This window comes from Microvirga sp. TS319 (assembly GCF_041276405.1).
In the GTDB taxonomy this organism is placed as follows: Bacteria; Pseudomonadota; Alphaproteobacteria; order Rhizobiales; family Beijerinckiaceae; genus Microvirga.
In genome coordinates, this window is record NZ_JBGGGT010000002.1 from 3,327,656 (window position 1) to 3,347,703 (window position 20,048).

The window sequence follows — 20,048 nt, forward strand, 5'->3', positions numbered from 1 at the left end:
GCTTCCAAGCCGATGTTTCCGTGAGGTCCTTGGAACGCCCGCGATGACAGCCCAAGATGAACGCCGCCCATCCCGCTCGGATTCCGTCAAATCCTTCGTCGTATGGACGGCTATTCTGGCGTCCAGCCTCGCTTTCATCGATGGGACCGTCGTCACGGTCGCCATGCCGCAGATGCGCGAGAACCTCGCCGCCTCGCTTTCGCAGATCCAGTGGATCACCAATGCCTACGGGCTCACGCTTTCGGCCTTCCTCCTGCTGGGCGGGGCAGCCGGGGATACTTATGGCCTGAAACGTATCTTCATGATCGGCATCGGCCTGTTCGGACTTGCGTCTCTCTGGTGCGGCCTCTCCCGATCCGCAGACGTTTTGATTGCGGCCAGAACCTTTCAGGGGATTGGCGGGGCCTTGATGATCCCCGGTTCATTGGCACTGATCAGCGTCAATTTTCCCTCAGAGGAGCGCGGAACGGCCATCGGAACCTGGGCCGCGGCATCGGGCATCGCAGCGGCGCTTGGCCCCATTCTCGGTGGCTGGCTCATCGACATTGCCCCATGGCAGTCGATTTTCTGGATCAACATTCCGGTTGCGTGTCTGGCACTTTGGATGTGCTGGAAGCATGTGCCGGACGTGCCCCCCTCGCAACCGGTCGGCATGGACTGGCTTGGGAGCGGCCTCGCGGTCGCGGGCCTCGGCACATTGGCGTTCGGCTTGACCTCTCTCAGCGCAACGAACGGCACATATGGGCTCGATCTTCTCTTCCTTGTCGTCGGCGCCGTCCTTCTCGGCATGTTCTTGATGCATGAAATGCGCGCCAAAGCGCCGATGATGCCGCTCGAACTGTTCAGGATCAGAGCATTCTCCGGCGTCAACGCTCTGACGCTCCTGTTGTACTTCGCACTCGCCGGAGCACTCTTCTTTCTTCCGTCTACGCTCATCGAGGTCCACGGCTACTCGGCGACCAAAGCCGGCTCGGTCTTCCTGCCCTTCACTCTTGTGATGGCGCTGCTCTCGCGGCTGGGAGGAACCCTTGCCGATCGGTTCGGCGTCCGGATTCTTCTGACCCTGGGCCCTGTCGTTACGGGGATGAGTTTCGGCTTCCTCGTGCTTGCCGCTATCGACGGACGGTACTGGTTCGCCATCGTTCCCGTCATGACTTTGATGGGGCTTGGAATGGGCATTACGGTCGCGCCCCTTTCGACGACGGTGATGAATTCCGTTCCCGCCGACCGGATGGGCGTGGCCTCCGGCATCAACAACGCCATCTCTCGCGTCGCCGGGCTGATCGCCGTTGCCAGCCTGGGCGCCGTCGCGATGCTCGGCTTTCGGTACATCGCCATGTCGGCCGATCCGGCCGTTGCGGAGATCTTGGCCCAGACGACGTTCGGGGCTCCTCCCCCGGATCCGATCGACGCGTCCGCTTCGGCATCAGTCACGAAACTGTATGCGCAGGCAACCCTCGCGGGATTTGGCGCCGTCGCTTCGATCTGCGCGGCGGCGGCCGTTCTCAGCGGCTATTTCGGTTTCCGCTCGACGCAATCTGCATGACGTCATGCGGATTTTCTCTGCGAACGCCGCCGCCTGAACGGGATGCGGAGAGGGGCTTCAGCCCCTCTCCGTTTCAATGCGGAAAAGTGGATCGGGTTTTCGCAAGTACGATGCGCTCTTTCCCAGAAGGGAGCATCGGGGAAATCTCAACAGAGGAAACCCACTGCCCGCGTCGGATGCTCACGTCCGCCCTCCGGCGGCGAGCAGGCGCATGGCGTTGGCGGTGACCAGCACCGTCGCGCCCGTATCGGCCAGGATTGCGGGCCACAGGCCGGTGATGCCGAGAATGGTGGTGACCAGGAACACCGCCTTGAGGCCGAGCGCGATGGTGATGTTCTGGCGGATATTGCCCATCGTGTCCCGCGACAGGCGCACCATGCGGGCAATGTCGAGCACGCGCCCATGCAGGACCGCCGCGTCGGCGGTCTCCAGGGCTACGTCCGTTCCGCCGCCCATGGCGATGCCGACATCCGCTGCGGCCAGACCCGGAGCGTCGTTGATGCCGTCGCCGATCTTGGCCACCACGTGACCGTTGGCCTGAAGCTCCCGGACGATAGCCTGTTTGTCCTGCGGCAGCAGATCGGCCCGGGGCTCGATGCCGAGCCCGGCCGCGATGGCCGTGGCCGTCCGCCGGTTGTCTCCCGTCACCATGAGCGTATCGACACCGGCCCGCTTCAGGGCTTCGAGGCCTTCCTTCGCATCCGGACGCGGCTCGTCGCGCATGGCGATCACCCCGGCGACCTGATCGCCCGCCAGCAGCACCGAGACGGACTTGCCCTCGTCGTTCAGGCCGGTGATCAGCGCCGTCTGCTCGGCCGTGAGCGCCACCGTCTCGGCCGCGGCCTTGGGCGAGCCGAGAAAGAGCGCGACCCCGCCGACGCTGCCGGTGACACCCTTGCCACCGACCGCGCCGGCATTTGCGGCCGGAGGAACCGGAACGCCGGCCTCCGCCGCCTTTGCCAGGATCGCGGCTGCAAGCGGATGGCTCGATCCGGTCTCCAGGGCGGCCGCCAGGGACAGGACCTCGCGCTCCGAGCGGGCGACCGGGACGATGTCCGTCACCTTCGGCTTGCCTTCCGTCAGCGTGCCGGTCTTGTCCAAAGCCGCCATGGTGATCGTGCCAAGCGTCTCCAGCACTGCGCCGCCCTTCATCAGAAGGCCGCGCCGGGCGCCCGCCGCCAATCCGGCCGCGATGGCCGCAGGCGTCGAGATCACCAGCGCGCAGGGGCAGCCGATCAGCAGGATCGCCAGGCCCTTGTAGACCCACTCGCCCCAGGCGGCTCCAAAGAGCAGCGGCGGCACGATGGCGACGAGCGCACCGACCATGAGGACGGCGGGTGTGTAATAGCGTGAGAAGCGATCGATAAAGCGCTCGGTCGGAGCCTTGCTCTCCTGCGCCTCCTCCACCAGACGCACGATGCGCGCGATGGTGTTGTCCCGCGCGGCCGCCGTGACGCGCACGCGCAACGCCCTGTCGCCGTTGATCGTGCCGGCAAAGACGGTCTCGCCATCGCGCTTGCGCTTGGGCACGCTCTCGCCGGTCACTGGCGCCTCGTCGACGGAACTCTCGCCCGAGACGATCTCGCCATCGGCGGGAACCCGATCGCCGGGACGAACCAGGATGACGGAGCCGACCGCGAGGGTTTCGGCCTGAACCTCCTCGGTCCTGCCGTCGCGCTCGATCAGCGCGGTCTTGGGCACCAGCTTGGTCAGCCCCTGGATGCTGGCGCGGGCGCGCCCCGCCGCGACGCCCTCCAAAAGCTCGCCGACCAGAAACAGAAAGACCACCATGGCGGCTTCCTCGGTCGCGCCAATGATCACGGCGCCGACGGCCGCGATGGTCATCAGCATCTCGATGGAGAACGGGGTGCCGAAGCGGGCCGCCACCAGAGCCCGCCGGGCGACGGGCACGAGGCCCACGGCCATGGCGGCCAGGAAGGCCCAATGCCCGGTCTGCGGCAGGAGCTGGCCGATGACATAGGCGGCCACGAGAGCCGCGCCACAGGCGATGGTCAGGAGACCGCGCCGGCTCTTCCACCACGGGCCCTCGCTCGGGCCATGATCGTGCAGATGTCCGTGCAGGCCGGCGGAAGCCTGTTCGTCGTGCCCGCGCTTGTGGTCGTGACCATGATGATGATCGTGACCCTCGTGATCGTGATCATGGCCGCAACCAGGGCCGTGCTCGTGTCCATGATCATGACCGGCCTTCGCGAATGCTCTTGCATCCGCCGGCCCTTGTCCCGTCACCTTGTATCCGAGCGTCGTGATCCTCTTGGCGAGTGCCGCTGGCACGACCGTATCATCGTGGTCGACCGTCACGGTGCCGGCCGGAATCGAGACGTTGACGTCTGCCACGCCCGGAGCGCGCCGCAAGGCCGTGTCGATCTTGGCCGCGCACGACGCGCAGTCCATCCCCGAGACCCGATAGCGGGTGCGTTGCCCCTGCGATGGCACGGTCTCCGGCTTCTCCTCATGGCCGTCGGGCAGATAGCATGCCTCACACATCACAAACCTCTTCACTTTGATTCGGCCGGAGGCTACATCCTCTAGCGGCTAGAGGTTCAAGAGGTTTCTTCGATGTCCCTGACGATCGGCGAGCTGTCGCGGCAGACAGGAGTGAAGGTGCCGACCATCCGCTATTACGAGCAGATCGGCCTGCTGGCCGAGCCGCTCCGGACGGAGGGCCAGCAGCGGCGCTACGAGACCGAGGCTGTCCGCAGGCTCAACTTCATCCGCCATGCCCGGGAACTCGGGTTCGAGGTCGAGGCCATCCGGCAGCTCCTGGACCTGACCGGCACGCCGGACCGCTCCTGCGGCGACGTCCACGAGATCACCAAGGTCCACCTGAAGGAGGTGAAAGACAAGATCGCGCGCCTCACGGCCTTGCGGGACGAACTGGAGGCCATGGTCGCGCACGATCACCGGAAGATTTCGGAATGCCGGATCATCGAGGTGCTGGCCGACCATGCGGAGTGCCTTCACGAACGGCACTGATCCTGCGTGTTTTTCAAGACGTGGATGGCCGGGGATCCCCGGATCAAGTCCGGGGACGGCCATGGGTCGCCATCCGCCCCTCACCTCGCCATCCGTGCCTGCGGCGCCCGGGATGACAGGGACGTGTCGGACCAAGAGGCTTACCGCACCGCCACCTGATCCTTGATCTTCTCGTAGACCGAGCGCCGAACGATCTTGCGCGTGACCAGATCCTCCACCGAGGCGTAGGGGCGCCCCTTGATGATGGCGCGCCCGAGGGGGCCCGCATTGCGCAAGGAGTTCAGTTCTTCGAAGGATGCGGCATTGAGATCGACGAGGTCGCTCGTAGGCTCGGGCTCGGCCGGGGCGCTCGCCACGGTTACGGCGCCCGTCATGTCCGTATCGGAAACCGCCGGTGCGGGCGCACTGGCCTGCACCGCTTGGGGCGGCGCCGGCTCAAGGCCCGAAGCCGCAGGCGCAGAAATGGATTGGTCGGTAAACAGGGAGGCCGACGCGCTCGGCTGCGGGAGAATTTCCTGTGCGGGCGTCGACGCACTCGCGTTGTCGATCGCGGCTTGAGGCAAAGTGGGCTCCGGGTTCGCGACCTGCACCGGGGCCGTCTCGTCCGGCTGGCCGGTCGACAGCGATGCGCTCACGGTTTCGAGCTGCGGGCCGAGGGATGCGGCGGCTTCCGTCTGCGGACCGCGATTTTCCACCGACATGGAGAAGGCGTAAGCACCGGTCGCCGCGAGGGTCACGACGATGAAGACCCGCGCCATTTGAAAGGCGAAGATGCCGCGTGACCGGGTGGACGGTCGGGAAAGATTGCCTATCTGCATTGTGAGACTCGCACGCTGTTCAATTCGTGAGAAGCAAAAGCAAACCTTCAGTATTCCCGTGATATGGCAGATCAGTGGCAGAAAATTCTCAGGTTATAGCGTTGAACTTGGTCAGCCCCGAGCTCGAACGAATGATGCCGGACGTCACTTGAACCTCCCGCAATCCTGAGCACGACGTACGTGACGGCCTTTGTTCCCGTACAGAGCTTGAACGAGCGCGACGGATATGCTCGGAAACGAAGCACATTGCTTATACCGATAAAGTTCACTTCATGATCTCTTCACTCGGACAGCGCCTCGGCCTGGATCGCGCTGCTCTCGCGCATGGGCTGCGTTTGGCGCTTGCCGCATGGCTGGCCTACGCCATCGCGTCTCTCCTGCATGTGGGAAACGCCTACTGGGCCGCGATGCCGATCTGGGTAGTGTCGCAATCGGCCAAGGGTCTCATGATCGAGCGCGGAGTCTTCCGTATCGGCGGAACATTGCTGGGCGCCGCGGCCGGTTTCGGCATTCTGTGGCTCGGGCTCACGCCCTATGCGTCTCTTGCCGTTCTCGGGCTCTGGGTGGCCGCGAACGCATCGCTCGTGCATCTCCTGCGCGGCGTGCACGGTTATGGCGCGCTCATGTCCGGCATGACGGCGGCGGTCGTCGTGCTGCCGTCCATTCTGCATCCGGACCATGCCGCGACCGTCGCGATGGCGCGGGTGGAATGCACGCTGATCGGCGTCGTCGTAGTGACGCTCGTCACCGGCTTCTGGACACCGAGCGCCTCCCGGCGCGACTTCTACGCGCGCGTTCGCCGCCTCGCGCACGATGCCATCGCCCTCGCACTGTCCTTCCCGGTCGACGAGGCTGATGCGCGTGAAGGCGCGATCTTGCAGGAGATGGCCGATCTGCAGGCCAATGCGAGCCTCGTGGCCGCGGGATCGATCGAGGGTTACCGCAGGCTGCACCATGTGGACGCGCTGATCGTCGCCGCCTTGGCTCTCATGGCAGCCGGGAGGACACTCAGCATGCGTCTCAATCGAAAGGGTCTTCCCCCAGGCGTGCTCGACGAGGCCGATGCGCGCAACCTCGCAGCGCGTCTGCTCGCCACTTCGCCCGAGGACCGGCAGGACCGAAAGGCGCAGCTCGCCGGCATCGGACGGGCGGATGCTTCCGTGCTGGACGCCCTCGACCGGGTCGTCCTGGCCGATCGCGCCTTCGATGCGGAGCCGGGCCGCGCGGACGCCCGGTCTTTCCGCCGCAAGGCGACCTATCTCGCGCCGCACCGGGATGGCCGGATCGCATTGGAAACCGGACTGTTCACGGGCGCGGCGACCTTCGGGGCGGGTGCGCTGGGCTACGCATCCGGCTGGTCCATGGGCGAGCTTGCCGCGCTCGGCATCTGCATCTTCTCGATGGTGCTCGGATCGCTGCCGGACCCGAAGGCCATCGCGCCGGTCATGCTCAGAGGCGTCGTGCTCGGCGTGGCCGCCGCCCTGCTCTACCGCCTGACGATCCAGCCCTCCATCGCGACCGTGCCGCAACTCGTTCTTTCGGTCGCCCCCTTCATGCTGGTCGGTGGGCTCGCCAGAGCGAGCCGAAAGACCGCAGGTCCCGCGCTCGACGCCAACATGTGCTTCATGCTGGCGAGCCAGGCCGTGCTTCCGGCGGTGACGGACCGGGTCGTGATCTTCAACGAGGCAGCGGCGCTGCTTCTGAGCGTCAGCGTCGTGACGTCGGGCTTCATGCTGCTGCCCCCGGCGGGCGAACGGCGCGCCCTTCGGGCCGCGCGCGCCATCGGGGCGGATATCATGCGCATTCTCCAAGGAAGCGATACGGCGGCCGCCCTCCGCAGACCGGTCCTGCGCCTGAGCCTGCACATCGAGAAGAGCGCCCATCTCGGCACCCGTCCGGGCTGGAGCCTGCTCGCCGCCCTCAACCTGGGAGAGGCCGTCGGCCGGCTCCGGCGACGCCTTGCGGAACCGAAAGGCGACAGGGCCTCCCGGAGGGTGCTGGAGGAGGCCCTGGCGGATCTCAAGGCAATGCTCGAGAGGCCGGGCGCCACGGCCGACCGGCTGGAGAGCCACGCGCGCACGCTCGCCGATCCGGAAGCCGCCGAGATCCTTCTGGATGCTGCCAATGCCCTGAGGGCGAGCCGGCTGCTCCTCGCCAACGCGGGCGGCGGGTCCAGCCTCTCTCCGTCATCGTGACGCGCACCTCGTCATCCCCGGCCTCGTGCCGGGGAGACACGTCTTCATGGCTCGATCGCGAAGACGGGGATGACCGGGCCAAGCCCGGTCCTGATGGGAAAGGGCCATGGCCAGGAAGGGGCGCGAAGACCGTTGACGTTCTGACCGGATCGCCGAGCGCATCGTACGAAAAAGTGGACCCGGTTTTTCGCCGGAACGATGCGCTCTTGCCAAGAAGGGCGCATCGGATGCGATCCCAAAAGTGGATTCCACTTTTGGGCCCGATGCTCTAGCCTCCCATGGTTCACGGAGGACCATGCGATGCGGCGCGGATGGCGGATCGGTCTTGCGGTCGTGGTGTCGTGGCTGGTGACGCAGTCCTCCGGCCACGCACAGGGAACGACGGCCGTTCGGGTCGGGCATTTTCCCAACATCACCCATGTCCAGGCGCTCGTCGCCCGAGCCATGGAGCGGCAGGGCCGGAACTGGTTCGCCGATCGGCTGGGCCCTGGCGTCAGGATCGAATGGTATGCCTACAATGCCGGCCCGAGCGCCATGGAGGCGATCTTCGCCAAGTCGCTGGACCTCGCCTATGTGGGACCGAACCCGGCGCTGAACGCCTATGCTCGCTCCCGAGGGAGCGAGGTGCGGGTGGTCGCGGGCGCGGTGAACGGCGGCTCGGCCCTCGTGGTGCAGGGCGACTCAAGGCTCTCGAAACCCGCCGACTTCAAGGGCAAGCGCATCGCGACGCCGCAATTCGGCAACACGCAGGACGTGGCGGCCCGTGCCTGGCTCGTGGCGGGTGGCCTCCGCATCACTCAGACGGGCGGCGACGCCCAGGTGGTGCCCACCAGCAACCCCGATCAGCTCTCCCTTTTCAAGAGCAGGCAACTCGATGCGGTGTGGACCGTCGAGCCGTGGGTGTCGCGCCTCGAATCCGAGGCCGGCGGCAAGGTGCTCGTGGAAGAGAATGACGCGATCACCACCGTGCTCGTGTCGAGTGCGGACTTCCTCGGCCGGAGCCGCGACCTCGCCCGGCGCTTCGTGGCGGCGCATCGCGAGCTCACCGAATGGATCCGGCAGAACCCGGACGAGGCGCAGCGTCTCGTCCGCGAGGAGCTGCGGGCGTCGTTCAGGATCGACATGGCGCCGGAACTCGTGGCCCGCGCCTGGCCCCGCATGCAGATCACGCCGGACGTGGCGCTGTCCGCCTTCCAGTCCTTCGTCTCCAGCGCACAGGCCGTGGGCTTCCTGCGCGACACGCCCGATCTCGGCCGCCTGATCGAGGAGCCTTGATGGAGGCGTCCCCTCACACATCGTCCGGCATCCGCCCCGCCAAGCTCGTGATCGAGGGCGTCTCGAAATGGTTCACGCCCAAGCGGCACATCGTACAGGCGCTCGACGACATCTCACTCACGGTCGCGGAGGGCGAGTTCGTCTGCCTTCTCGGCCCCTCCGGCTGCGGAAAATCCACGCTGCTCAACATCGTCGCAGGCCTCACCAGACCCGACCGGGGCCGGGTGCTCGCCGACGGCAAGCCCGTCGCGGGGCCGGGGCAGGAGCGCCTGGTGATGTTTCAGGAATCGGCCTTGTTCCCCTGGCTCGACGCCTTCGGCAACGTCATGTTCGGCCTCAAGCTCAAGCCTGATCTCACCAAGGCCGAGCGCCGCCGCATCGCGGACGAGTATCTGAACCTCGTGGGCCTCGCGAGGTTCAAGCATGCGCAGATCCATGAACTGTCCGGCGGCATGAAGCAGCGCGTGGCGCTCGCCCGCGCGCTTGCTCCCGATCCGCAGGTGCTGCTCATGGACGAGCCTTTCGCCGCGCTCGATGCAATGACGCGTGACCAGCTCTATGACGACATCCAGCGCATCTGGATGGAAAGCCGCAAGACCATCATCTTCGTCACGCACAACGTGCGCGAGGCCGTGTGTCTTGGCGACCGCATCGTGCTCATGTCGCCGTCGCCGGGGCGCATCCAGCAGATCTTCGACATCCCCCTGCCCCGTCCGCGCGACATCAACAGCCCCGAGCTCGCCGCCTACACCTCGAAGATCGCGGCCGCGCTCAAAGGCGTCACGAACGGAGCGGTATCCGAATGAAGCGTCTGGCGGTCGCCCTTCTCTTCTTCGCGGCTCTGATCGCCCTGTGGGATCTCGCGGTGCGCAGCGGGCGCTGGTCCGTGGTGCTGCTGCCCTCTCCGGCCGCCGTGGCGGAATACATCTGGTACGCGCTTCTCGACGGCACCCTCGTCGAGTCCACCTGGGTGACGTTGAAGCGCCTGCTCGTCGGCTATGCCGCCGGCGTGCTCATCGGCCTGCCGCTCGGGCTTCTGACCAGCACGTCGCAATTCCTGGAGGACACCCTGGGGGCACTGGCCCTGGGCTTCCAGACGTTGCCGAGCGTGTGCTGGGTGCCGCTCGCGCTCATCTGGTTCGGGCAGACGGAGGGCGCGATGCTGTTCGTCGTGATCATGGGCACCGTGTGGTCCGTGATCATCGCCACCGATCACGGCGCGCGCAACATCCCGCCGATCTACGCGCGGGCCGCGCGCACCATGGGCTCGGAAGGGTTTCACAAATGGACTCGCGTGATCCTGCCCGCGTCGTTGCCGTTCCTCGTCAGCGGCATGAAGCAGGGCTGGGCCTTCGCCTGGCGCTCCCTGATGGCGGCGGAGATCTACGTCACGATCCTCACCGGGTTCGGCCTCGGCCACCTGCTCCATTACGGACGCGAGCTCAACGCCATGGATCAGGTGATCGGCATCATGATCGTGATCGTGGTGATCGGCCTGCTCGTCGACCGCCTGCTGTTCTCGCCGTGGGAGCGTTTCCTGCACCGGCGCTGGGGCACGAACCTCAAGGAGGCGTGAGGCCCAAGGCGCATCGTTCCTCCCCGTCGTCATCCCTGGCCTTGTGCCGGCCATGACGAGAAGCCCGCCGTTCCGCACGATGCGCTAGATGGCCCTCACCCGTTTCGGAACTCCCAGTTCGCATTCCAGCATCTTGCGGTCCCAGCCGGCCGCATCCGCGGCGGCCGCATAGGTTGTCGAGAGAAAATCGAGCAGCAGCGCGTCGGGATCCGGCGATTTGCACAAGGTGTCGTAAGGCAGGATGAACTCGCTCAGGGTCGTGTCGAAGAACGCGCCCTCCGTAACCTTGGCGTCGCGGAAGCCCGGCGGCTCCGGATAGGCGTAGGAATAGAACGCGGCCCGCGGATAGGCATCGTTCCCCGGCCAGAAACCCGCGCTGCTCACCTCGTCGGAATAGGCCTCCCGCGTCACTGCATCCGGCAGGCCCGGAACGCCGCCGGGGTGGAGCGGCGCCCTGCGCCCCGAGAAGCGCGTGACGGCGAGATCGAAGCTGCCCCAGAAGAAATGCGACGGCGAGGCCTTGCCGAGGAACGAGCTTCGGAAGAGCTTGAAGATGCGGTCCGCCTGCACGAGCGCGCGCCAGAACCGATAGGCCGCATCCGCGTCGTAGCTCGCATGCACCTGATCCTCCGGAAAACGGATGGGATCTGGCACCTCGTTCGGCCTGTCGTTAATCGTCACATGCACGCCGATGCCGCGCATCAGGTCAAGGAGCTCTTCGTAGAAATCCGCGACGCTGCGTGGCTCCAGCGCCATGATGCCGTCATCCCCGCGGCTCGTGCGCACGAGCAGCCGATGTGTGAAGAAATCGAACTCGATCTCCACGATCTCGTGGCCCGCGGGCATCGGCGACGTGGTGAGCCCGCGTGCGCTCACATAGAGCGGCACCTGCCAGCCGTGGTTGAGCCAGGGGGTCAGCGACAGCCGGATCTTGCCGACGATCTGCGTCCAAAGCTGCAGGGTCGCGGCCGTGTCGCGCCATTGCGGATAGGGCAGTTCCGGCCAGACGTCATCCATGGGGCTTCTCCCGCGCGAACGGCTCCGACGACCAATATAGATCAGGCATTCCGGCTGTCACGGGAGCGAGGCGCCGGCGCCTCGCAGGCCATGGCGGGACGGGTATGCTTTCTGTCATGGCCGGGACGCGCCCGGCCATGACGAGAGAGTGGTTCTGACAGGAAAGCGAGCACCGGAACGATCCCAAAGGGGGATCCTCCGATCCTGTGTGATAGCCTACCGCCCGTCGCCCTTGAGGGAGCCGGTTTCGCGGTTCTCGGTCTGGCCGCCTCCGGTTCCGATCGAGCCGACCGACGAGGCGGGGCTCCCGCCCGGAACGGTTCCACCGGGCTGCAGAGGGGTCGAGAGGCCGGAGGGCGCATGGGGCGGGTTGGCCGACGAGAACCATTGCTCGTCCGTCCCCGCGCCCGAGCCGGTCGCGGCTGTGTCGCCGGATACGGACCGAGCCGCGCTCCCCGCCATGGAACCGGCTGAACCGGTCGGACGGGAGGCCCCCATTCCCTGGGGCGCTGCCCTGCCGCCAGCCATGCCCATGGAGCCGGAAGAGGCGCGCCCCTCCATGCCGCGACGGCTCAGGGAGCGGTCGACCACACCGCTGTCGAGGGGAAATGGCGGCTGCGGGCGGCGCGGCGCCGGATGCAAGGGACGATTGGCGCGTGAGCCCGCGCGCATCTGCCCGTTCCGCGACATGCTCCAGGCCAGGGCCGCACCGCCGATGGCGAGCGCACCCGCGAGAAGCCCGAAGGTGATGCCCGTGGGCATGCCGTAGCGACTCGGCATCATCGCATGCGGCATGTGCCAGCGGGAGGCCTCGTAGAATGCGATCTTCTCGCGCTCGTAGGCACGCCGCAGCGTGTCGGCTTCCTGCCGAGAGAAAATGCCGTGCGCCGCGACCAGGGCGCCATTCTCCTCCAGGCTGAAGGCGTGGTAGACTACGCCGACCAGCTCCCTGAAGTCGAGCGCCCATCGCCGGCTGTTCTTGTCGGATTGGGCGGAGAGCGCAGCGAGCCTGCGGCGGATGTCGCGATGCTCGTCGTCGAGCTCGTGCAGGTAGGTCTCCGTGCGCCCGTCACGGGCGAACGCAGGGTAGATCACGTTCTGCTTGGCCGTCATATGACGGTCCAGCTCGTCCTCGAGGTCGGCAAACAGTTCCGCGCGGCTGTTGGGACCATGAGGAGAGGCCCTCAGCACCTCCTGGCAGAGCTCCTCGATATTCGCATGTTCCGACAAGATCATCCGCCACAGGTCCATGGCGCGCCTCCTCTCGAGATGGGGTTCACCGGAGAACGGCTTGAGACGGGTGCTGTTCCGCTGGCGCATCGTGCGAAAAAGTGGCCCCGGTTTTTCGCACGATGCGCTGCTCTATAGTGGGAGCATCGGATCGATCCCAAAAGTGCAAATCCACACTTCCCGCGTCCGATGCTCTAAGGGCGCCGGACCGGTGCCTTTTCCGGAAGAGTCGGCACGGCGCGTGACAAGCCCACGCCGGGATTGGTATGGAAGGATCCGTCTTCCGCAGCAGCGACCGGATCATGAGCACCTCCATCCAGCCAACCCGCCCCTCCTCCCCCTTGCCGACCTATGACGACGTGATGACGGCGGCATGGCGCATCGCAGGGATCGCCCATCGGACGCCGGTGCTCACTTCCCGCACCGCCGACGAACGCACCGGGGCCAAACTCTTCTTCAAGGCGGAAAACCTGCAACGGGGTGGCGCGTTCAAGTTCCGCGGAGCCTACAACGCCATCGCGCGGCTGCCGGATGACGCCAAGACGCGTGGGGTGGTGGCCTTCTCCTCGGGCAATCACGCCCAGGCCATCGCCTATGCCGGCCAGCTCCAGGACGTGCCGACCGTGATCATCATGCCCAAGGATGCGCCTGCCATGAAGGTCGCCGCCACCAAGGGCTATGGGGGCGAGGTGGTGCTCTACGACCGCTACAAGGAGGACCGGGAGGAGATCGGCCGCAAGCTCTCGGCCGAACGGGGCCTCACGCTCATTCCGCCTTACGACCATGAGGACGTGATCGCGGGTCAGGGTACCGCCGCCAAGGAGCTTTTCGAGGAGGTCGGCCCCCTCGACATGCTGCTCGTCTGTGTCGGCGGCGGCGGATTGCTGGCGGGTTCCGCACTGGCTGCCCATGCGCTCTCCCCTGCCTGCCGGATCTACGGCGTGGAGCCGGAAGCCGGAAACGATGCGCAGCAATCCTTCCGTTCGGGAAGCATCGTGCGCATTCCCGTGCCCGTCACCATCGCCGACGGGGCCCAGACCACGTATATCGGCCAGAAGACCTTTCCGATCATCCGCGCCCTCGTGAGCGACATGCTGACCGTGAGCGATGACATGCTGGTGGATACCATGCGCTTCTTCGCCGAGCGCATGAAGATCGTGGTCGAGCCCACCGGCTGCCTGGCGGCGGCGGCAGCCCTTCACGGCGTCGTGCCGTGCAAGGGCAAACGCGTCGGAATCATCATCAGCGGCGGCAATGTGGACCCGAAGGCCTTTGCGGGCTTTCTCGCCGGGACGCTCGCCCGAGAGAGCTAGAGCATGGGACCCAAAAGTGAAATCCACTTTTGAGATCAATTCGATGCTCCTCCTATAGAACAGCGCATCGTTCCTGCGAAAAACCGGGGCCACTTTTCGCACGATGCGCTAAAGCGTCGGACGTGCCATCGAACTCACGTCCGATGCCTTACCCTTTGTGGTTTTGAGCATCTTTTCACGCAAAACCGGTTCCCGCTTTTGCGTTTGATGGTTTAGCGGCCCGCGCGCAGAAGGGCCGCCTTGCCGTCGTGATCTCCCGTCGTCACCGTCGGGTCGTCCTTCAGGTCGTTGTCCAGGGGGACGGACCCCGCCGCCTTGTAGGCCGTGCCGAGATCCAGCCTTCGGGCGAAATCGTCCCGCGCCTCGTTGAAGGACGCGAAGCGATGTCCCGGCCAGCGTAACGGGTCGACCCGCTCGCGGCTGAAGGCTCCCGTGAAGAGGTAGGACTGCCCCAGTTCATAAGGGCCGAAGATCCGGCCATGGTTGTTGCTGAATTCGAACACGTCGTTGGAGAAGGCGTCGTCCCAGCCCTTCGGCAATTGCGCATAGGGCTTCTCGTCGATCACGGCCTGGTAACCGGCGGAATGCCCGAGGCGGACCGGATATCCGGCCTCGGCCGCCGCAGCGAGCAGGCGCGCAGTCGCGTCCTCCCGGCTGATGGCGGCCTCGTCGATGACGATGACGTTGATGGGCTCGCGCAGAAGCTTGCCTTGATAGATCTCCCCGAGCCAATCCGACGGCGCGCCCTGTGCGGTCAGCATCCACTTGCCGATGGGGGGCAGACCCGGAGGGTCGGCGGCTGCGAGATCGGGATCCGGCGGAGGCTGGGGCCAGGACGGCTCGACCCAGGCCCCGAGCAGCGCGAGGCCGGGGATCACGATGCGAAGAACGGCCCTCATGTTTCCCCCTGCGGGGCGAAGAAGCAGATGATCGCCTTGGTGACCGGCTCCTCGCATATGTGGAAATGCCGGTCCGGCGATGGCTTGGCCTGGTCCCGGGTGATCAGGCGGCCGTCCCAGAGGCGGTAGCCCTCCTGCGTTTCGGTGACGGTCTCTCCCTTGGCGGCCAGCAGCTCCCTGCAATCGCGATCGCTGCAGCACCAAGCCGGGTACCAGCTATGGGCCAGCGCCTGAGGCCCCGCGAGAGAGGCCGCCACCGCGACTAAGGTCCAGCTCCACCTATGAGCCCAGCGTGAGGCCATGCAGGACAAGCCTTTCTCGAGGGCGCGCCTCCTTGGGGACGAGCTTGTCTTAAAGCTTGGGCAGACTGCTCCAGCGTCCAGCCCTTGGGACCGCTGCATGTCCATCGGCAGTACCAGGGCCGCACTTTCGTCACGGCCATCCGCGTCTTCGGAGCCGTTGCGCCATCAAGACGTGGATGCCCGGCTCGAGGCCGGGCATGACGGGGTTCGCCGGGCCTGAGGAGAGAGGCGCGCTTGGCCGAATGAAGGCGCTAGGCCCCTTCCCTCTGCGGCCTGGGCCGCGCGAGGCTGTTCAATGCACCGCGCAGATTGTCCGGCTCGAGATCCGACAGGCGCGCTTCGATCGCCGCGTGAAGCTCGCGCCAGACCGGCACCGCGCGGGCCAGCACCTTCTGCCCCTTGTCGGTCAGGTGGAGAAGGCGGCTGCGGCGATCGTCCGGATCCACCGTGACTGCCACGAGCCCGTCCCGTTCGAGCGGCTTCAGGGCCGCCGTCAGCGTCGTCCGGTCCATCGCCAGCAGTTGCGCGACCGGCCCGATGGCAGGCGGCTTCGGACGGTTCAGGGCATTGAGCAGCGAGAACTGCCCGGAGGTGAGGCCGAAGGGCTGAAAGGCCTCGTCGAAGAGCCGCGAGAGGGTCCGCGCGGCTCTCTGCGCATGAAGGCAGAGGCAGGCATCCCGCACGTGGAGAGTCGTTTCGAAAGGAACATCGCGGGTATTTGACATGACCCTATTATGTTGATATCAACTCACATTGTCAAGAAGCGAAAGAGGGAACCAAGGGAGCCGCATGATGAAATACGTCGACGGATTTGTCGTGGCCGTGCCGGCCGACCGGAAGGAGATCTACCGCGCATACGCCGCGAAGGCCGCGCCCCTTTTCAAGGAATTCGGCGCGACCCGCATGGTCGAGTGCTGGGGCGACGACGTGCCGGACGGCAAGCTCACCGACTTTCGCATGGCCGTGAAGGCCAAGGACGATGAGGTCGTGGTGTTCAGCTGGATCGAATACCCCTCGAAGGACGTGCGGGACGCCGCCATGACGAAGATCATGACTGATCCCCGCATGCAGGCCATGGGCGACATGCCCTTCGACGGCAAGCGCATGATCTTCGGCGGCTTCGCCCCGATCCTGGACGTTTAGGAGACGCACCATGGCCAATCAGCATGGCGATTTCGTCTGGTACGAGCTCCTCACCACCGACGCCGACGCGGCCGCCCGGTTCTACGGCGCGGTCGTCGGCTGGCGGAACCGCCGGGCGGAAGGATCGGAGTTCGACTACAGGCTCTTCGACATGAACGGCGCAGATGTCGCCGGTTTCATGACCTGCCCGCCGAGCGCCGGGGACGCGCCCATGCGCCCACGCTGGCTCGGCTATATCGGCGTTCGCGACGTCGATGCGGCGGTCCTGGACATCGTGCGGGCCGGCGGTGTCGAACATATGCCGCCGACCGACATACCGGGCGTCGGCCGTTTCGCGATGCTGGCCGACCCCCAGGGCGTCCTGTTCTATGTGATGCGCGGAGCGATGGAGGGCACGAGCACGTCGTTTGCCCAGACCAAGCCCGGCCATTGCCACTGGAACGAGCTTGCAGCAAGCGATCAGAGCGCCGCGCTCGCCTTCTACACGGGGCTGTTCGGCTGGGAGAAGGGCGACGCGATGCCGATGGGGGCCATGGGCGATTACCGGTTCATCGAGCATGGCGGCCAGACGATCGGCGCAGTGATGAATCGGATGGAGGGCGGCCCTCCCCCGGCCTGGACCTTCTATTTCGGTGTCGAGGACATCGACGCCGCCGCGCAGGCCGTATCCGGCAACGGCGGCACGATCCATTATGGACCCGCCGAGGTTCCCGGCGGCATCCATATCATCGTCGCGAGCGATCCGCAGGGCGCCATGTTCGGCCTCGTCGGCCCGCGCCGAACCCCAGCCGGAGAATGATCGCCATCGTGGTCCCCGGCCCGAGGCCGGGGACCACGGGAGGATCGCAGGGGAGCCGGATGCCCCGGTCCGAATTTTTTGCCGCGCCGCCCGAACCTCCCGCACGGATCCACATTTCCTCGTGAGACACTTACGCAGAACGAGGACAGGCCGTGACAGCGAAGAAAGCGGAAGACGACCTCGTCGATGCAGGCTCGGAATATTCATTCCCGGCCAGCGACCCGCCCTCCTATATGGGCGGCACCCTGGTCACGGGCGCACCTGCACGCGACGGATCTCCGCCACGCGAGCCGGTGAACCACGAGCTCATTGCTCCCGACGAAGCCCTTCCGGATAACGCTCCGGCGGAGGGCGGCAAGGCGCCGCCCCAGCCGGGCTCGGGCAGGAACAACCCTTGAGCAAAGGGTTGCGGGACGGCGGACTTATGCGTCGCTCTGAAGATAGGGCTCGACCTTGCCCTTGAGCTTGATCGTCATGGGATTGCCGAAGCGATCCTTGGCGCTGCCGGCGATCACGCGGACCCAGCCCTCGCTGACGCAATACTCGTCCACGTTGGTCTTCTCGGCCCCATTGAAGCGAATTCCCACGCCCTTGGCCAGCAGCTCCTCGTCGTAATAGGGGCTGTTCGGGTTCGTGGACAGGCGGTCGGGAAGCGTGTCGGACATGCGCGATGGTCTCCGTTCGAGGTCAAATCGGCCGGCAACCTAACCGCTTGCGGCCAGGATGCCAATTCTCGAACTGCCCTCCCGTGACACTGTTCCACTCCGCTCTATTTCCCTTTCGTAATCCTGAGACTGTCAGGATTTCAAACGGAACCGGTTCGGGAGGAGGACGACGTGTCGACCGAGACAGAGGGCGTTCATACGGATTTCACGCAAGCCATGAGCTATGGGGACTATCTCCAGCTCGATACCCTTCTCTCCTCCCAGAAACCCCTGACGGCGGAGCACGACGAGCTTCTCTTCATCACCATCCATCAGGTGATGGAACTGTGGCTCAAGCTTCTCAACCGCGAGCTCGACACGGCCCTTGCGCATCTGCGCGCCGACGAGCTGCAGCCCGCCTTCAAATGCACGGCGCGCATCAACCGGATCCAGGAGCAGCTGATCCAGGCCTGGACGGTGCTTTCCACCATGACGCCGTCCGATTATCTCAGCTTCAGGCCCGCGCTCGGCCGGTCCTCCGGCTTCCAGTCCTGGCAGTACCGCCTGGTGGAATTCAAGCTCGGCGCGAAGGACGAGGCGAAGATGGCGCCGCACAGGCACCGCGGCGATCTCGCGGAGCAGCTGGAAGCTGCCTATCGCGCGCCGAGCCTCTACGACGAGGCGCTGCGCCTTCTGGCGCGCCGAGGCTATCTCGTGCCTGTCGAGGTGCTGAACCGCGACGTGACGCAGCCCTATGTGGCGCATCCGGGCGTGGAGGCGGTGTGGGAAGACATCTACCGCCACTCAAGCGAGCATTTCGATCTCTACGAGCTCGCTGAAGAGCTGGTCGATCTGGAGGACGCGTTCCAGCAATGGCGCTTCAGGCACATGAAGACGGTGGAGCGCATCATCGGCATGCGCAGCGGCACCGGCGGCAGCACCGGGGTCGCCTATCTCCGCAAGGCGCTGGAGCGGTATTTCTTCCCTGAACTCTGGTCCGTACGCGGCAAGCTCTGATCGTCCAAGCCCTGATCATCGAGGCGCACATGCTCGATCTGCGTTCCCACTTCTCCCGCTTTCTCAACGCCGCGCCGGAGCGCCTGCATTTCGCGGCGCACAGCCATCACCCATGGCCCGACGTCACGCGCGAAGCGCACCTGCAGGCCTGGGACGATGCCGCGCGCCTCGTCGACGACAAATGGGAGCATGTGCTCGGCCCCGTCTTCGACGAATTCCGCGCGCATGTGGCGGGCCATCTGGCCCTTCCCGATCCGGGCACGATCGCGGTCGCGCCCAACACGCATGAATTCCTCAAACGCCTTCTCTCCTCGTGTCCGGCGGACAGGCCGGTCCGCATCCTGACCTCGGACGGCGAATTCCATTCCTTCAGCCGGCAGATCGCGCGCCTGGAGGAGGACGAGGCGGTGATCGTCACGCGCGTGCCGACGGAACCCTTCGCGACATTCGAGGATCGCTTCTGCGCGGCGGCGGGCGGCGCGTTCGACCTTGTCTTCGTCAGCCAAGTCTTCTTCAATTCGGGCTTTGCGGCCGATGCGCGAAGGCTCGTGGAGGCCGTGGGATCCGACGCCATGGCGGTGATCGACGGCTATCACGGCTTCATGGCGAGGGCGACGAACCTGAGCACCATCGCGGATCGCGCCTTCTACATGGCGGGCGGCTACAAATACGCCATGGCGGGCGAAGGCGCCTGCTTCATGCATTGCCCGCCGGGATGGGGATTGCGCCCGCGCGACACCGGCTGGTACGCGGCCTTCGGCAACCTCGCGAACGCGCAACGCGGACAGGTCGGCTACAGCGATGACGGCTGGCGCTTCATGGGCGCGACTTTCGATCCATCCGGCCTCTACCGCTTCAACGCGGTGATGCGCTGGCTCAACGACGAGGGCATCACGCCGGCCATCGTCCATGCACATGCGACGGCGCTGCAGCAGCATTTCCTGCAGCAGGTTCTGCATCTTCCGGAACTCGACGGAGCCCGCCTCGTCGTGCCCCAGGACGAGATGCGGCGCGGCAATTTCCTGACCTTCGAAACGCCCGAGGCCCAGCGCCTCTACGCTCTCCTCAAACGGCACCATGTAATCACCGATGTCCGGGGCGACCGCCTGCGGATCGGGTTCGGTCTCTACCAGACGCAGGAAGACGTGAACGAGCTCGTCAGGCGTCTCCATGAGGCCGAAGCGGCGTTCGCCTGACCGCCGGAGACGCGCCCAGGTCCGCGGCTCTCGCGACAGGTCGTCATTGAAATGTTATTCGGTGTCATATAAGAAGCTCCCGAG

Annotated in this window: 20 protein-coding genes; 12 read left to right on the forward strand and 8 right to left on the reverse strand. The window is 65.9% G+C overall.

The features are described from left to right. Nucleotides 1–43: 43 nt before the first annotated feature. Complete coding sequence (locus tag AB8841_RS25180; protein WP_370438493.1) at nucleotides 44–1,546, forward strand: DHA2 family efflux MFS transporter permease subunit; 1,503 nt, start codon at nucleotides 44–46, stop codon at nucleotides 1,544–1,546. A 180-nt stretch (nucleotides 1,547–1,726) separates the two neighbouring features. Here the strand turns inward: AB8841_RS25180 and AB8841_RS25185 are convergent, their stop codons facing one another. Beyond that, entirely contained in the window at nucleotides 1,727–3,958 is a 2,232-nt protein-coding gene (locus AB8841_RS25185; RefSeq protein WP_370439364.1) for a heavy metal translocating P-type ATPase, read from the reverse strand. A gap of 165 nt (nucleotides 3,959–4,123) precedes the next feature. Here AB8841_RS25185 and AB8841_RS25190 point away from each other — a divergent pair, with 165 nt between their 5' ends. Further along, the gene (locus AB8841_RS25190; RefSeq protein WP_370438494.1) at nucleotides 4,124–4,540 is read left to right on the forward strand and encodes a helix-turn-helix domain-containing protein; all 417 of its coding nucleotides are present in this window, start codon (nucleotides 4,124–4,126) and stop codon (nucleotides 4,538–4,540) included. A 140-nt stretch (nucleotides 4,541–4,680) separates the two neighbouring features. On the opposite strand, the gene AB8841_RS25195 is transcribed toward AB8841_RS25190, so the two are convergent. Further along, a complete protein-coding gene (locus AB8841_RS25195; protein ID WP_370438495.1) occupies nucleotides 4,681–5,358 on the reverse strand; it encodes a hypothetical protein in 678 nt (225 codons plus the stop codon). Between the two features lie 272 nt (nucleotides 5,359–5,630). Between AB8841_RS25195 and AB8841_RS25200 the strand changes: the two genes are divergently transcribed. The 4 genes from AB8841_RS25200 to AB8841_RS25215 all read left to right on the forward strand — a co-directional run bounded on the left by AB8841_RS25200 (nucleotide 5,631) and on the right by AB8841_RS25215 (nucleotide 10,404). Then, nucleotides 5,631–7,553, forward strand: a complete 1,923-nt coding sequence (locus tag AB8841_RS25200; protein ID WP_370438496.1) for an FUSC family protein — start codon at nucleotides 5,631–5,633, stop codon at nucleotides 7,551–7,553. A gap of 300 nt (nucleotides 7,554–7,853) precedes the next feature. Beyond that, entirely contained in the window at nucleotides 7,854–8,828 is a 975-nt protein-coding gene (locus AB8841_RS25205; RefSeq protein WP_370438497.1) for an ABC transporter substrate-binding protein, read from the forward strand. After that, a complete protein-coding gene (locus AB8841_RS25210; protein ID WP_370438498.1) occupies nucleotides 8,828–9,634 on the forward strand; it encodes an ABC transporter ATP-binding protein in 807 nt (268 codons plus the stop codon). The genes AB8841_RS25205 and AB8841_RS25210 overlap by 1 nt, the downstream gene beginning before the upstream one ends. Beyond that, the gene (locus tag AB8841_RS25215) at nucleotides 9,631–10,404 is read left to right on the forward strand and encodes an ABC transporter permease (protein ID WP_370438499.1); all 774 of its coding nucleotides are present in this window, start codon (nucleotides 9,631–9,633) and stop codon (nucleotides 10,402–10,404) included. The genes AB8841_RS25210 and AB8841_RS25215 overlap by 4 nt, the downstream gene beginning before the upstream one ends. A gap of 84 nt (nucleotides 10,405–10,488) precedes the next feature. Here AB8841_RS25215 and AB8841_RS25220 read toward each other — a convergent pair whose 3' ends face one another. After that, nucleotides 10,489–11,421 (reverse strand): DUF5996 family protein, encoded by a 933-nt coding sequence (locus AB8841_RS25220; protein WP_370438500.1) that lies wholly within the window; start codon nucleotides 11,419–11,421, stop codon nucleotides 10,489–10,491. Nucleotides 11,422–11,637: 216 nt separating this feature from the next. Next, nucleotides 11,638–12,672 (reverse strand): hemerythrin domain-containing protein, encoded by a 1,035-nt coding sequence (locus AB8841_RS25225; RefSeq protein ID WP_370438501.1) that lies wholly within the window; start codon nucleotides 12,670–12,672, stop codon nucleotides 11,638–11,640. 281 nt (nucleotides 12,673–12,953) lie between these two features. Here AB8841_RS25225 and AB8841_RS25230 point away from each other — a divergent pair, with 281 nt between their 5' ends. Beyond that, on the forward strand, nucleotides 12,954–13,964 hold the full coding sequence (locus AB8841_RS25230; protein ID WP_370438502.1) for a threo-3-hydroxy-L-aspartate ammonia-lyase: 1,011 nt from the start codon (nucleotides 12,954–12,956) through the stop codon (nucleotides 13,962–13,964). Nucleotides 13,965–14,176: 212 nt separating this feature from the next. Here AB8841_RS25230 and AB8841_RS25235 read toward each other — a convergent pair whose 3' ends face one another. The 3 genes from AB8841_RS25235 to AB8841_RS25245 form a co-directional block, all read right to left on the reverse strand. Further along, nucleotides 14,177–14,863 carry a hypothetical protein gene (locus tag AB8841_RS25235; RefSeq protein ID WP_370438503.1) on the reverse strand — a complete coding sequence of 229 codons (687 nt, stop codon included), beginning with the start codon at nucleotides 14,861–14,863 and terminating at the stop codon, nucleotides 14,177–14,179. Beyond that, nucleotides 14,860–15,120 (reverse strand): hypothetical protein, encoded by a 261-nt coding sequence (locus AB8841_RS25240; RefSeq protein WP_370438504.1) that lies wholly within the window; start codon nucleotides 15,118–15,120, stop codon nucleotides 14,860–14,862. The genes AB8841_RS25235 and AB8841_RS25240 overlap by 4 nt, the downstream gene beginning before the upstream one ends. 296 nt (nucleotides 15,121–15,416) lie before the next feature. Further along, nucleotides 15,417–15,890 (reverse strand): MarR family winged helix-turn-helix transcriptional regulator, encoded by a 474-nt coding sequence (locus AB8841_RS25245; RefSeq protein ID WP_370438505.1) that lies wholly within the window; start codon nucleotides 15,888–15,890, stop codon nucleotides 15,417–15,419. A 67-nt stretch (nucleotides 15,891–15,957) separates the two neighbouring features. Here AB8841_RS25245 and AB8841_RS25250 point away from each other — a divergent pair, with 67 nt between their 5' ends. The 3 genes from AB8841_RS25250 to AB8841_RS25260 all read left to right on the forward strand — a co-directional run bounded on the left by AB8841_RS25250 (nucleotide 15,958) and on the right by AB8841_RS25260 (nucleotide 17,505). Further along, nucleotides 15,958–16,308, forward strand: coding sequence for a DUF1428 domain-containing protein (locus AB8841_RS25250; RefSeq protein ID WP_370439365.1), 351 nt, complete (start codon nucleotides 15,958–15,960; stop codon nucleotides 16,306–16,308). Between the two features lie 10 nt (nucleotides 16,309–16,318). Then, the gene (locus tag AB8841_RS25255; RefSeq protein ID WP_370438506.1) at nucleotides 16,319–17,107 is read left to right on the forward strand and encodes a VOC family protein; all 789 of its coding nucleotides are present in this window, start codon (nucleotides 16,319–16,321) and stop codon (nucleotides 17,105–17,107) included. 152 nt (nucleotides 17,108–17,259) lie between these two features. Further along, a complete protein-coding gene (locus tag AB8841_RS25260) occupies nucleotides 17,260–17,505 on the forward strand; it encodes a hypothetical protein (RefSeq protein ID WP_370438507.1) in 246 nt (81 codons plus the stop codon). Between the two features lie 24 nt (nucleotides 17,506–17,529). Here AB8841_RS25260 and AB8841_RS25265 read toward each other — a convergent pair whose 3' ends face one another. Further along, nucleotides 17,530–17,772, reverse strand: a complete 243-nt coding sequence (locus AB8841_RS25265) for a DUF3297 family protein (RefSeq protein WP_370438508.1) — start codon at nucleotides 17,770–17,772, stop codon at nucleotides 17,530–17,532. A gap of 171 nt (nucleotides 17,773–17,943) precedes the next feature. Between AB8841_RS25265 and kynA the strand changes: the two genes are divergently transcribed. Further along, entirely contained in the window at nucleotides 17,944–18,768 is an 825-nt protein-coding gene (gene kynA / locus AB8841_RS25270) for a tryptophan 2,3-dioxygenase (RefSeq protein ID WP_370438509.1), read from the forward strand. Nucleotides 18,769–18,797: 29 nt separating this feature from the next. Beyond that, a complete protein-coding gene (locus tag AB8841_RS25275) occupies nucleotides 18,798–19,964 on the forward strand; it encodes an aminotransferase class V-fold PLP-dependent enzyme (protein ID WP_370438510.1) in 1,167 nt (388 codons plus the stop codon). The last annotated feature ends 84 nt before the right edge of the window (nucleotides 19,965–20,048 follow it).